Source organism: Microcoleus sp. B7-D4 (assembly GCF_036705125.1).
Lineage (GTDB): Bacteria > Cyanobacteriota > Cyanobacteriia > Cyanobacteriales > Microcoleaceae > Microcoleus.
In genome coordinates this window covers 60,719-75,148 of sequence record NZ_JAUBTT010000030.1, presented here as the reverse complement: position 1 = coordinate 75,148, position 14,430 = coordinate 60,719, and the positions used below count along the sequence as shown (strand labels likewise).

Sequence of the window (14,430 nt, the reverse complement as noted above, 5' to 3'; positions counted from 1 at the left end):
GAGGCTCTTTCTGCCCATTCTTGTGACTACTTTCCTATGCCTGACCTCATTCCCGAATTTCAGACCTGAATCCTTACCCTCAATTTTACCAAAATCGAAGTCTTGTGATAGCTTCTCACAATAAAAATCAAATTTTTGCTTCAACTCCGACGCCGGAAAAATTTGGAGTGTTTGATTGGAAATTATTAGAGCAGCCGTTTTTTGTCTTTCCTCGGTATTGATAGTGCCATCAGCAGCAGCAATCAATGCACATATTGCCATTGAGGCATCAGCAAAATCATTGTTTTTAAACTTGGAAATATTGGTTTGCAGAGAATCATTGATTTGTGATACGTTCTGCTTTAATTTCTCCCAGAAAGTCATTTTTTCTCCTGTTTGGTGAATGAGATATGAGGTTTATGACCGGAGTCACAGTAATCTAAGCTGCTCTTAACTTGCCCAGCAATTGCCAGGCCCTGTAAGACCCTTAAGTTGATGAATTACACTCCTGTAGTGTATCATGGTTCTTTAGTTTTTAGATTAATCAAGTCTATCTTCATAACTAATCGCTCTTTCACAGGTTTTTTCGTGGTCTATCTTACTTAATAATTAATCGCTCTTTCCAGAGTATCTTGTAACTGAAGTTCTAACGGTCGGTCAGAGCGAATTTTCAAACCCGGTAAATCGTGTTTGACTAACGTTTTGTCGCCGGTTTCAGCAGTTGCCAACGGCCAGAGCACCCAGCGGCTGCCAGGGGAAAGAGTGCTTAAACTTGCAGAGTTTTGAGTCAACCAAATTATCGGCAGTTTCGACCGATTATCGATCGCATCTTCCCCAGCATTAACCGCCGCTAAAGTTTCCAAAACTACCCGGTTCCCCGATACGAGTCCAGTTCCGGCAGTCCAAAGTTTGACGTTTAACAGGCGCTTGCTAGCATAGAAGTAAAGAGACGCAGCTACTGTCACGGCTCGTTCAAATTCTTCTGGCTGCCACGCCGCAGCGCTGTCGAGAGCAATAATAATTTCTTGACCCCCGGCTGCAACTTCTAACTCTCTCACCCGCAGTTCTCCGTAGCGGGCACTGGTGCGCCAGTGAATCAGGCGGGTGGGGTCTCCGTGGCGGTAAGGTCTCAGGTTGCGGGTGAGGCCTTCGGTAGCAGTTTGCGATCGACTACGATTGTAAAATTGCGGGCTGTCTTCTTGACCGATGCGATCGATCAAAGGACAAGTGCTCAACGGCAAAACTTGTGGATACACAACCGCCACCGCTTTGACTGGGCGGCTGCGTCGGCACCAAAACAACCCTAAAGGCGCCGCCGTCCTCAAGTTTACCTCTTGCCACCGATAGACGCCGCGCTGCCGGACTTCCAGATAGTATGTATGCCTGTATATACTGTTAGGCTCTATGACTTCGATCGGGCGGACAACCGGTTCTCCCAATACAAACGGCAAGATGTCTATCACTTGCAACAAAGTCTTAGGTTGGCGGGCGCGATTTTCGATTTCTAGTTCGACGGTGATTTGATCGCCCGCACTCACCGGTTCGATCGGGCGGCGACGGACTTCCAGCGAACGGAGCGATTTTCCCGGCAAAACCGCCGCTACTCCCAACAGCGCCAAACCCCCACCGCTGAGCACGTACAGCCACCCAGACATTGTATTAGTCGCTGACCCAAAAAAGAAAACCGTCATCCCCGACAGTAGCCAACCCGCGTAGGCAGGGGTAACAGCACGATTTTCGAGCCAGTCGGCGATTTTGTGACCGATGTTCATAAAAAAAGTTCGGTAAGTGGGAAACGAGCGAGACTTTAGTCCTGAGAGGAAAACGACCCGGCGATTTCAATCGCCTTGAATCCCCTTTCGGGGTTGGAGAGGTATGGTTGCCTCCCCGGTGAGGTATGGCTGCCTCAATCTCCCTTTCGGGGTAATGTTCGCTTTGCCACTGTTATAAAGGCTTGTTCGGCTTACAGCACTGTTTCAGGGACTTTAAAACTGTTTAACTGTAAACAACAGAGCGGAAAACTAGCGTCGCATTCACCGGTGTTATGACCTAAATAACGTAGTCAGCTAAGACTTAGGCGGGTCAGTACAGCTTGCTTGATCTCTCTTACAAGCTCAGTGGCTTTAGCCCGCTCGTTACTGACAGGAGTTGAAATTGTTAATTACTCGATCGCCCCATCAAGCCTAATTGTAAAATATTCTCAGCATTTAACACCGAATTAGCTGCGAGCGATAAAATTAGAAATCGGGCCTTTTTTCGCAATTAATACATTGACCGCGCCCAACAACGGATACAAGCCCCAACACTCGCTTTGTGGAGATACCCCAATTTTAGAGCTTAGTTCAAGCTCCCAGATTAATCTGTCGAGTAAATCTAAAATCTAAAATCTAAAATCTAAAATCGATTGACTGGAGACCAAAAAATGAACCCATTAAACAATCCTACACCCCTTCAACCAGAGGCTCAAGGCCGCCGACGAACACCGCCCCCGCCCCCGCCCTTGGCTGCAACTCCCGCGCCGCCTCCACCTGCGCCGAGTGCGCCCCCCGCAGCCCAGCAGCAGCGGCCTGTCGAGACACCCGTCAGTACGATCGAACAAATGGTCAGAGATGCCCATGCAGCGAGCGCTTCCGACATTCACATCCGAGTCGGCCAAGTACCTCGATTTCGGATTCGGGGCGTGATGCAAGTAGCAACTAACCACCCCAAAGTAACCCCAGAAATTTTTGAACATTACCTAGCCGAAATTCTCACCCCCGAACAGCGAAAACAGTTTGCAACTACCAAGGAATTAGACTCAGCAATTTTTTACCCTGGCTTCGTGCGGTGTCGGCTAAACTGTTTTGATTCTCTCAGCGGCGGTGCCCTAGTATTGCGGTTGATTAGTTTGGAAATACCTACTATCGATTCCTTGAGGTTGCCAGAAGTTCTCAAAAATATCATTTTGCGATCGCAGGGATTAATATTGGTTACGGGGCCTACCGGTTCGGGGAAATCGACAACCGTAGCTGCGATGATCGACCACCTCAACCAGATGGAGCAAAAGCACGTAGTTACAATTGAAGACCCGATCGAATTCATTCACCCTTCAAAAAAATGCTTGGTCAGCCAGCGGGAAGTCGGCTTGCATACCCACGAGTTTCAGCAGGCTTTGCGGGCTGTTTTGCGGGAAGATCCAGATGTAATTCTGATCGGGGAAATGCGCGATCGCGTTACCATCAATACAGCGTTGCAAGCCGCTCAAACTGGTCACTTAGTATTGGGAACTCTCCACACTCGCAGCGCCATTAACGCTATTAACCGGTTGTTGAACCTCTACCCGCCCGAGGAACAACAGGCGATGCGGATTCAAATTTGCGATTCTTTAGTGGCGGTAATTGCCCAACTTTTGCTGCCAACAGTTGACAACCGTCGAGTAGCAGTTCACGATATTTTGGTGAATACACCTGCCATGCACGATTACTTGATGAAAGGTGCTGATGATGAAGCTTTCCGATTAATGGAGCATGATACTTACGAAGGAATGCAGATTATCAACCAGGGTCTTTACAAACTCGTGCTTGAAGGCAGAGTGACGATCGAAGAAGCAGCCAAAACTTCTCCCGAAGCCAGCGATTTAGACCGTCGCTTGCGAACAGGAGGCTACGATGTTGGGGACGCTCGTGGCTTTGAAGGCAGCAAAAAAGAACGCATTGTTCGCGCCTAGTAGCAGCACCCATACAGGGGTAGGCACAGCAGGACTACCCCACCCATCAAGTAACAAGATTTTCAGCAGACGAAAATATTTGATGAGGGCTTTCATGCGTATTTTTACTTAAAATCTCCCTTTATTTAGTAACAAAAAATACATTTTCATTAAATAGTAAAATGCTATAATCAATGCCGAGTGTATTGTTAAGTTTTTTAAACCTAGACCCTACTTTACATAAACTTTAAAATTGCGTGAAAACTCGCAGGTTATTGCAAAGAAATAGTAAAGATATGTTCCGAGTATTGCCAACACTCAACCATTTAAGTATATAGTTGTAGTGACCAATTTTGGACAGAGAACATTCCGACTTTGCCGATATTTGCCGATCGCAAAAGTAAGCAGGTTAAAAAAGCGCTTAATAAAACTACAAGCAGAGCCGAGGGCGTGTCTTTCCGATCAAGTAGCTTTCCGTCGAAAAAATCCTAAAACTAAGCAGACTTTTAAAGATTCTGTCCCTCTAAAATTTGTTTAACAACGCGCTTATCAGCAACCGTATTTCTAGAATTTAAAGGAGCAAAAAAAGTGAAGAGTGCATTTAACCAAAGAGAATTGTTTGAAGGTGCCAGCAAAGCGGAAATAATTGAGCGCATCCAGCAGCTAGTTCCCCCCGGTTCCCCGGAACCCCAAGATCCAGAAATCCTCGCAGCCTTACAAACTCTCACCGCACAGCTAATCGCAGCCTATCAAGCCGACGGACAATTAGAAAGCGAACCTTTTAGCGACGTGCGCGGTCGCACTATTCACCTATACGCATCCGCAGTCAGCAGCCAAATCAACGGAAAAACCATCCTCATCACCGGTGGAGAAGGATGTGTCGGTCGTTTCTTAATCGAAAAACTCCTCGAATTAGGCGCAACTAAAATCATTTCCGCTGACAACGCCCGATGTCACAACCCCGAAGAAAATCTCCCGCTTTTTACCAGAGAAGGTGCTGTAACTTTCTATGCCGCCGACATTCGCAACTTGGAGGCGCTCAAACACATATTTGAGGTAGAAAAACCAGAAATTGTTTTTCACCTAGCAGCCCAACGCCAACCCGGACTAGCTGAAATCAAAATCCGAGAAACAGTTACAACCTGCCTGTTAGGATGTAAACACATCATCCAACTCTGCGAAGAATACGGCGTAGAACACTGCATCTTCTCTTCCACAGGCAAAACATCTCGATATTTTACAACCGAAGTTTACGCCGCCTCCAAGAAGTTTGCCGAATGGCAATTTGCCAAAGCAGCTCAAGAAGGAGATGTGACTTACGGGATGGTTCGCTTTACTCATATGTTGGAAAATAGCTTGTTCTGCGAGCAAATGTCCAAAAAAGTAGAGCAAGGTAAAACTGTGAACGTTCACGCTCCCCACCGCTACGTAACTGCTCAAAATCTTATCGAAGCCGTACATTTATTGCTGAATTCTCTGGTTGTGTCCGTTCCCGGAAAACTCAAATTTGTTGCCGTAAGTAATCTCGGTTGGCCGACAGAAACTTTGGAAGTAGCTCTTTATAAAATTCTTGAATCAGGCAAAAATCTGCCGATTTATTTTCAAGGACTTTTGCCGGGATACGAAGAACCGTTTTTCCTTGGACAGTTTGACTGGAAAAAGCCTACCGACATTCACCTCCTAATTAATGTGTTGGAAGATCCTTTTAGAAGTGTGAACGATACTGGCGACATGGTGACTGTAGAATTAGCTCCTTTTTCTTTGGGCGTGTTAGATAAACAAGTGTCGAAGCTGGAGAGCTTAATCATCGATCCAGATTTCCCCGAAGTGCAAATCAAGCACGCTCTTGTCGCAGCGGAAAAAGAAGTGATTGCTTCCTCTTTTGCGTGGAGTGCCCCTGAAGACTTGTTGAAGATTTTGCAGTGGGGAATCAATCCGAAGAAATTGCAAGGTTACGGAACGGAAATCGCTGACTATAGCGAGATTATCGAACTCCTCCTGCAAGGAATCTGCGGGCGACTTAACCAAGAAGTCTTGCACAGTGCTGGAGTTACTGCAGATGAGTTTGATGACTTAGTTGAGAGTCTTTCTACGCTGGATTTGATTCAAGCAGAAGTGGGATATTTGCGATCCGTGTCGAGATATCTCAGAGAATTTGCGGCCCCCGCACAGTTCACCACCAAAAAATCTGAACCTGTTGCTATCCCCGATGCAGCGTAGCTTGAACATAGTTTTGAGTTGGGAGATTGCTTCCTGAGTGCCCACCCACAGGGGATGAGTTATATCAATTCCGGTTGCAGGAGGGAAATGATTGTTGACAGTTGACAGTTGATTGTTGACAGTTGACAGTTGACAGTTGACAGTTGACAGTTGACAGTTGACAGTTGACAGTTGACAGTTGATTGTTGACAGTTGACAGTTGACAGTTGACAGTTGACTCGATGTCGAAAAACTGAATGGTTGAGTGTTAACTTTTGACTCGATTTTATTATTCCGATGCAACCGGATTTGATGTTAAACATCGACTAAGTATTTAGTTGATTAAAAATAGAACACCCAGAAACCTGGTTTCTTTTAGAAACCGGGTTTCTCCAGTCTGGGCTTGTTTGATGTTTAATTAAATTGAGTGACTTAACCTTGTCAGAATCGACATGATATGATATTATTGGTGGCCACCCAACCGCAATCAAATTAATTTGTAGTGAGGATGCTAGTCCTAGTAGTTTTAGGAGGACTTAAGTTCTCACAACAAATGTGAGAAGGGTGATTTTTTGCGGGCATGATATGATGATACTTTAGATAGCGTGGCGCAGTGAGTTAACAAAGGTGCAATAAGATTCAATAAACTCAATGAACACAATAAATAAAATTAAATTAAGGTACGAGAATTGTGGAAATTAATCAGCTAATGTTCCTATTGATTGATGTTGTGCTATGGGCGATCGCCCTGATCCTTCTAATTCCCGTTGCAGTTCTATTTCTAGAATGCAGTGCAGCTTTTTTGTCCGGCCAGGGCGAGACAGCGGAAACTAAAGCGCCCCGCCCCAAAGTAGCAGTTTTAATTCCCGCTTATAACGAAGCTGCAGGAATTGCCGCCACCATCTCCACTATATTGCCACAGCTAACACCTCAAGACCGCCTGTTAGTGATTGCTGACAACTGCACGGATGCCACGGCAGAAATCGCCCGTAACTGCGGTGCAAGTGCGATCGAGCGCCAAGACACACAACGCAAGGGCAAAGGATACGCGCTGGATTTTGGCTTGCAGTCGATCGAATCAGACCCCCCAGAAGTAGTAATCATGGTTGACGCAGACTGCATCTGTCAGCCAGACTCTATAGAAAAATTAGCCCGGGTGGCAATGGCCGAACAAAGACCCGTACAAGCGACTTATTTAATGGAACAGCCACCCAATCCTACCCCCAAAGATTCCATTTCTGCTTTAGCCTTTCTCGTGAAAAACTTAGTCCGTCCCAGCGGATTAAAACAGTTAGGATTCCCATCCTTACTAACAGGAACAGGCATGGCTTTTCCCTGGTCGATAATTCGATCGGTTTCCCTAGCGAGCGGCAATATTGTTGAAGATATGCAGATGAGTTTGGATTTGGCGATCGCCGGACATCCAACAGTATTCTGCCCCGAAGCAAACGTCACCGGGTGTTTGCCACAGCAGCAGCAAGCAGCCACAAGTCAAAGAACCCGATGGGAACACGGTCACATACAAACATTGTTAACTCAAACTCCCCGCCTGACAGCAGCTTCAGTCGAGCAAAAACGTTTTGACTTATTGGCGATCGCCCTCGACTTATGCGTCCCTCCCCTATCGCTTTTAGTCGCTATCTGGCTAGCTGCTTTTGCCGCCTCTTTACTAGCAGTCATTTTGGGAACATCCCCAATTCCAGCCGTCTTGTTAGCAGTACAAGGATTGCTGATTTTAGTTTCCATTGTCGCCGCTTGGGCAAAATTTGGGCGTGCGAATATTTCTGGCTCAACTCTTTTATCTGTACCTTTTTACATCCTTTGGAAAATCCCTTTGTACCTGGGTTTTATCCTGAAGCGGCAAACTAAATGGGTGCGGACAGAACGCGATGTTTAATATTTAGATTGAGAATTTTTAACCGCAGATATCATATCATTTCCGGTTACACCGGAATGATGTTGACTGTTGACTGTTGACGGTTGACTGTTGACTGTTGAGAGTGAACAGTGAACTCGAATTTACTATTCCGATGCTAACGGATTTGATATCAGCCGATAAACACAGATGAACGCAGATACAATTCTATCTGCGTTCATCTGCGTTTATCGGCGGTTAAAAAACTTATATAAAAACTTAAAAAAAGTTCACTGCTTCACGGGAATTTCAATCACAAACTCAGCCCCTTCACCGGGCGCGGAAAAGCACATTAGCTTCCCGCCGTGTTTCTCTACTACAATCTGATAACTGATACTCAACCCTAAACCGGTACCTTGCCCCACAGGTTTTGTAGTAAAGAAAGGGTCAAATATTCGCGATCGTACTTCCTCCGTCATCCCCCGACCATTATCAGCAATATAAATTCTCACCTTGTTTTGGTCGCATACCTCAGTCCGAATCTCAATCTTTCGCTCAAAGATTGGAGACAAAGGATTTTCTAGTTTGGCAGTTGTCTCCGGTCGCCCAACTCCTAACTCCACTGCATCAATTGCATTGCTCAAAATATTCATAAACACCTGATTTAACCCCGAAGCATAACAATTTACCTTCGGCAGTTGACCGTACTCTTTAACTACCTCAATGCCATGTCCGACTGCATCCTTTTTCAACCTGTGCTGCAAAATTAGCAGAGTCGAATCAATCCCAGAGTGAATATCCACTGGTTTCATCTCGGCTTCATCCAGGCGTGAGAAATTCCGCAGCGACAGCACAATATTGCGAACGCGATCGACCCCAACCTGCATTGATTTTAGAATTTTGGGCAAATCTTCTTGAATAAAAGCGAGGTCAATATCTTCTGTTTTAGCAACAATCTCAGGATTAGCATTCGGATAAGACTCCTGGTAAAGCTCAATCAATCCCAGCAAATCCGAGCTATAATCGTTAGCATGGAGAACATTGCCATAAATGAAATTAATTGGATTATTGATTTCGTGAGCAACCCCCGCCACCAACTGCCCCAAAGAAGACATTTTTTCCGTTTGAATTAGTTGAGTCTGCGTCGATCGTAATTCGGACAAAGTAACTTCCAATTGTGTCGCTTTTTCTCTCAATTGCCCCTCCGACAGTCGCAAAGCATCCTCCGCTAACTTGCGATCCGTAATGTCCTGTATAGTCCCAAATAATTTAATCACCTTACTGCCATCAAAAATAGCTTGCGCCTTAACATAAATATATCTGACAGCTCCATCAGGGCGCAAAATTTTCATCTCATACTCGCAAGGATTTCCTAACCGACTAATCTGCTCTACTGCCTCTAACCACAACTGTAGGTCATCGGGATGAATTTGCTTCCTATGTTCTAAAATAGTGGGTTCTGGTAGTTTAGGGTCAAGACCAAAAATTCGGAATACTTCCTCAGACCAAGTTAATTTATCCCCTTCCAAATCAAATTCCCAGTTGCCGAGGTGCGCCAGTTTTTGAGCTTCTTGCAGCTTAGCTTCTTTAGTCTTTAATTCCTGCGTGCGCTCTTCTACTCTCACCTCCAGCGTCCGCGAATAATCCTCCAACTGTTCCTTAGCCTCCGACAAATTAGCAACAAGTACCGCATTTTCTATAGAGATAGCAGCTTGGGAAGAAAGAATTTTTAAAACCTCCAACCTAGTTGGAGAAAACGCTTCAGTAGCTAAATTATTTTCCAGATAAAGGAGGCCTACGAGTTTGCTTTGATTCAGAATAGGAGTACAAAGCGCAGATTTCACTTGCTGCCTTTTAATATAGGGGTCATCTGTAAATAGACCTTCCCTAGCAGCCTGACTTAAAACTACATCAGAGTGCGTTTTTTCAACATAATTAATCATCGTTATTGGCAAAACCTCTGCAGGAGATACTCTAGGGTCTTGTTCAACTGCAACATCCGAAGACTCCACCGATGCCGCTGCTTTAATCCGCAATTTTCCTTTCTTGGGCATCAGGAGAAAACCTTTTTGGGCCCCAGCATTCTCGATCGCCATTTTCATTAACTTTTCTAACAACTTGTCCAACACAATTTCACTAGCTAGTGCTTGAGATGCTTTAACAACAGTTGTCAAATCCAATAAACTGCTGTGACTGCTGCTAGTGCTATAATTAGTGCTAGTAATAGTTCGATCGCCGCTGGGTCTTGCCGCCGATGCAGGGGGTAAAGACATCGGATACTCAGACTCCAAATGTTTTACCTTGGCGGTTGCTCCCCAGTAAATATAGCCGTAGTAAGCATCTATCAGATAACTCTCAGCCACTTTTTTTCGACCGTTAGCTAGATAAAATTCTGCCGCCCGTTCATTTGCTAGCGCTGCTTCGTGGATGTATTCATTCTTCGAGGATCCTGTCACCGCTCGATCGTAATACAGAGCCGCTTTTTCATAGTGTCCCAATACTCGCGCTTTCTCGGCCTCTACTAAGTCATATTTGTGCTGATAATTTCCCGGAGAGTTCAAAGCCCAATGCTTCATTTTTTTCTGAAGCGAAGCAACTTTTTTCAAATGTTTTTTCTGTTCGCTTTTTGAAGCTGTGGGATACAAAGCTAAGAGCGCTAGGGAATAGTAAAAATTGTGGATGGGAACATACATCGTAGACATCGCCCCCTCAGAATAATTTGATGCTGTCACCGCATTTTCAGCAGATATAGCATAATCTTTAAATATATAATTTAGCCACGTTTTATACAAAAACACTACAAATAATACTAAATAATTTTGACCCTCCCTTAATGCTGGCAGCATAGTTTCTTCATTAAACTTTTCGCCCGTCAATAGGCAAGAATTTTTTGTTTTACCTTGCAAATTTAAGACAACTTGCGCCCCAACTTTTGCTTTATAAATCATAGATTCATTCTGATAATTAACCAACATTTGAATATATTGACTCTGCTTAGTCTCCACAGAATCCAGAGGTTCGCCACTCAAAAATATATAATTGCTGTAAAAACTCGCACAATAACAAGCATTACTGATATCTCCCGTTTCTAGTCCGCTCTGAATACCCTCAAGTAAACCGATAAGACTTTCCCTGACCTGCTCAGACCAGTGACGGATAAAACCATTAAAAGTTAGTGAAACTTGAGAGTTGTGCAAGTTGGTGTGGAATCGTTCTAAAAGTGCCAGGGCTAGTTGACCGTATCGGTATCCAGAATTCATATCACCTAATACTGCACAGTGAATCAGCCCGTAACTTCCATACCCGTGACTAGACAGCGGCGCATTCCCGTACTTAAGAGAAAGAATAACCATCTTAAAGGAGATCAGTGGGAACATATCGGGTGCTGTTACAGAAGCAGCCGGACACATATTCGTTAAAATCCGTATAGCCGCAATTTTATGAATGTCAGTCATTGGTGGCAACTCAGCTAAATCCTCAATCCGTTTGTTTCCCACAGCTAATTTTGTCCGTATTAGCCCCATAAAAATATTTAATTTAGTGGGTTTTTGAGGGAGATAGACTCCCAGCATTTTCAAAGCTTTTAGAGCTATATCTAGCGAAGCTTGGGATTGATTTTGATTAAAGTAGAAACTAACTTTTAGCTCATAAACCTTGACTTTTTCGAGCAAATTTGTTGCGCGTAATATAATAACTTCTGATAACTGGAACGCTAGCTCAAAATCGGTATTTATATAGGACGATTCCAGCGCTTCGGTATGGAGTTCCATTATTAAATCGTAGTGACTCTGCCAAGCTTGTTCTGGTAGAAGTTCTAGACCTACATTAAAATATTTGAGTGCTGCTTCATAGGCGGCAGAACTCTTAGCTTTTTTGCCTGCTATGAGATTAAAGTTAGCTAGTTCATATCGCTGTTCATCATTTGTGATAAATTCCACCCCGATATTGAGTTGGTTGACAATATCAAAGATATTTTCTGCTATTTCCGATGCCGTAGGGGCGGTGCCCCCGTGCCCGCCCTGCAATAGCAGGGAGCCGATTTTTAAGTGGGTTTGTTTTTTCTGGGAGTCAGGGATGAGAGAATAGGCGGCTTGCTGTACGCGATCGTGCAAAAACCTGTAATCAATTGAGCGTTGCATAATTGCGGGATGATTTTGATTGTTTTGTGGGATGGGCCTCCCACCCCTCCCGTGTGTTTTCACGATTTCCTCATCAAGCATCGGAATTTTGTAAGCATCGCTCATTGGCAAAATTAAACCAGCTTGAAGTGCATCCCATAAATCAGCCGCCGTTTCAGAACCGGATTTTTCTCTAACAATTGCCAAATTTTCTAAATTAAAACGGTTGCCCATACAAGCCGCTAATTTTAATACTTGCTGCGTCTCCTCCGGCAGTTGTTGAAGATTCCGAGCAACTAATTCAACGACACTGTAATCTGCAATGCCAGCGGCTTCAATTTCCGTGATGTCCCACTGCCATGCACCAACAGGGAAATCAAAAACTAACATTTGTTCTGAGTGAATAGTTGAAAGAAGTTGAGTTATAAAAAATGGATTTCCGCCAGTTTTATTAAAAATTAACTCGCTCAAAAACTTTAACTTTTCAGTTTGATTACCCAAAGTATCGCATACTAGCTCAGTGACGCTGCTCAAATCTAAACATGGGAGGATAATGTGATGCACATCAGCACCAGTCTGTTGAATTTTATCGACAGTTTGAACTAACGGATGAGTCGAATTTACTTCGTTATCTCGATAGGCCCCTATCACTAAAAAATATCGGCTATCCTGGTCAGTAACTAATTCCTGAATCAATTTTAAGGAAGCTAAATCTGCCCACTGCAAATCATCCAGAAATAGAACTAAGGGGTGTTCTGTTTGGGCAAACACCTTCAAGAATTCTTTGAACAATCGATTAAAGCGATTTTGAGATTCTGTCGGCCCCAATTGTGGAACACCAGGCTGCGAACCAATTATTAGTTCGACAGAAGGGACAACATCAATAATAATTTGACCGTTTTGACCTAGCCTCGACAAAAGCTTTTCTTTCCAAATTGCCAACTCGTCTGAGCTTTTTGTTAATAACTGCTGCATCAATGACTCAAAGGCTTGAGTCAGTGCAGCATAAGGAATATCTCGCTTAAATTGGTCAAACTTGCCAGCTATAAAATAACCCCGCTGCCTGACAATTGGTTTGTGAATTTCACTGACAACTGAGGTTTTGCCAATGCCTGAGTAACCGCTTACCAACACCATCTCTGTTTTACCAAAGCTGACTCGCTCGAATGATGCCATCAAATCAGCGACTTCTTGTGTGCGGCCGTAGAGTTTTTGGGGAATCAAAAATTGACCGCATTTGTCAAGTGTCCCTGGAATGAAATTTTCTATTTTGCCAGTAGTTTGTAGCTGAGTTAGACAATTTTCCAGGTCTGCTTTTACTCCAAAGGCACTTTGATATCGGTCTTCCGCATTTTTAGCTAATAGTTTCATGACAAGAGATGAAATTATCTGCGGGACTTCATTGTTTAGTTGATGGGGAGGAACTGGCGTCACCGCAATGTGGCTGTGAATTAATTCTAGCGGGTCGGTTGAATTAAAAGGCAACTCTCCGGTCAGCATTTCATAAAAGGTGATGCCTAGAGAGTACAAGTCAGTTCGGTAGTCGAGGTCTCGGTTCATCCGACCAGTTTGCTCTGGGGATATATAGGCTAGAGTGCCTTCTAGCACGCTGGTATTGCTATTTTGGTGGACTTCTCTAGATAGGCGCGTTGCCATGCTAAAGTCGGTGATTTTTACTTGTTGAAAATCTGGGGTAATGATAATATTTGATGGTTTTATATCTTTATGAATAATCTGGTTTTGATGCACTTCTCCGAGAGTTTGAGCCACTTGAATAGCCAGCGGCAAAAACTTCTGAATTTTAATATTTTTACCCGCGAGATGGTGTCGGAGAGATTGACCGCCGCAATCTTCTAAGATCAGGGCGAAACTGTTTTTATATTTTTCTAAGCTATGGGGTTTGACAATCCCTTCGAGTTGGAGATTCGAGCTAATTTTGTATTCATGTCTCAAACGGGTAATTTCTTCTATTGTGGGGTACTCAGTATTGAGTGTTTTAATAATAACTGACGCTCGATCAGATTCCCTGACTGCGCGATAAATGATGGACTTCACACCAAGTTGAACAACTTCTGTGATTTTGTAACCGGGAAGTGCATTCATGGTTTTTATTCTGTGACGAAGTTTTGGGTTAACATTGCGCTTGATATCGATCGGAGCGCGGGCGGATCGTACTTAAGTATTTTTTGTAAATGGGGTAATTGGGGATACTTTAAAATATCAGTAATTACTCAGGGATTTTTTAGATAGCGTGATGCCTAAACTTTGAAAGTGCCCGGACGGACAGCCGAACATCTGGTTTGAACTCCGACTTAATCATGTACGGTCTGACACCTCACCGAATTGATTGCAATATTGTAACAAATTCTGTGATGCCGATCGCACACATGACAGACTGATCCCTATAACTTCAAGGTTTAGCTCTAGCTTTGAGCCTTGTCACCAAGAAAAAATGGGACGCCCGGGGCTGGAAAACATTGGTTTAGGCGATCGACAATACAATCTAATATGACCTGCATCATAAACAAGCATGATTCAGATCATAGATTGAGAATGATCAACTTGCTACCATGTTGCCATCATCAGGTGCATCC

The 14,430-nt window shown here is 44.0% G+C and carries 6 protein-coding genes; 3 read left to right on the top strand and 3 right to left on the bottom strand.

From position 1 onward, the window contains the following. A partial coding sequence (locus tag QUB12_RS14350; RefSeq protein ID WP_333307229.1) for a tellurite resistance TerB family protein occupies positions 1-363 on the bottom strand: 363 nt, incomplete at its 3' end. Positions 364-581: 218 nt separating this feature from the next. Then, positions 582-1,751: a DUF58 domain-containing protein gene (locus QUB12_RS14345; RefSeq protein ID WP_333142915.1), complete on the bottom strand. Its 1,170-nt coding sequence runs from the start codon at positions 1,749-1,751 to the stop codon at positions 582-584. 650 nt (positions 1,752-2,401) lie between these two features. Between QUB12_RS14345 and QUB12_RS14340 the strand changes: the two genes are divergently transcribed. The 3 genes from QUB12_RS14340 (at position 2,402) to QUB12_RS14330 (ending at position 7,760) form a co-directional block, all read left to right on the top strand. Further along, positions 2,402-3,685, top strand: coding sequence for a PilT/PilU family type 4a pilus ATPase (locus QUB12_RS14340; RefSeq protein WP_333142919.1), 1,284 nt, complete (start codon positions 2,402-2,404; stop codon positions 3,683-3,685). Between the two features lie 567 nt (positions 3,686-4,252). Then, a complete protein-coding gene (locus QUB12_RS14335) occupies positions 4,253-5,884 on the top strand; it encodes a polysaccharide biosynthesis protein (RefSeq protein ID WP_333142914.1) in 1,632 nt (543 codons plus the stop codon). Positions 5,885-6,572: 688 nt separating this feature from the next. Continuing rightward, on the top strand, positions 6,573-7,760 hold the full coding sequence (locus tag QUB12_RS14330; RefSeq protein WP_333142913.1) for a glycosyltransferase family 2 protein: 1,188 nt from the start codon (positions 6,573-6,575) through the stop codon (positions 7,758-7,760). A 248-nt stretch (positions 7,761-8,008) separates the two neighbouring features. On the opposite strand, the gene QUB12_RS14325 is transcribed toward QUB12_RS14330, so the two are convergent. Next, entirely contained in the window at positions 8,009-13,939 is a 5,931-nt protein-coding gene (locus QUB12_RS14325; protein WP_333307227.1) for an AAA family ATPase, read from the bottom strand. Between the last annotated feature and the right edge of the window lie 491 nt (positions 13,940-14,430).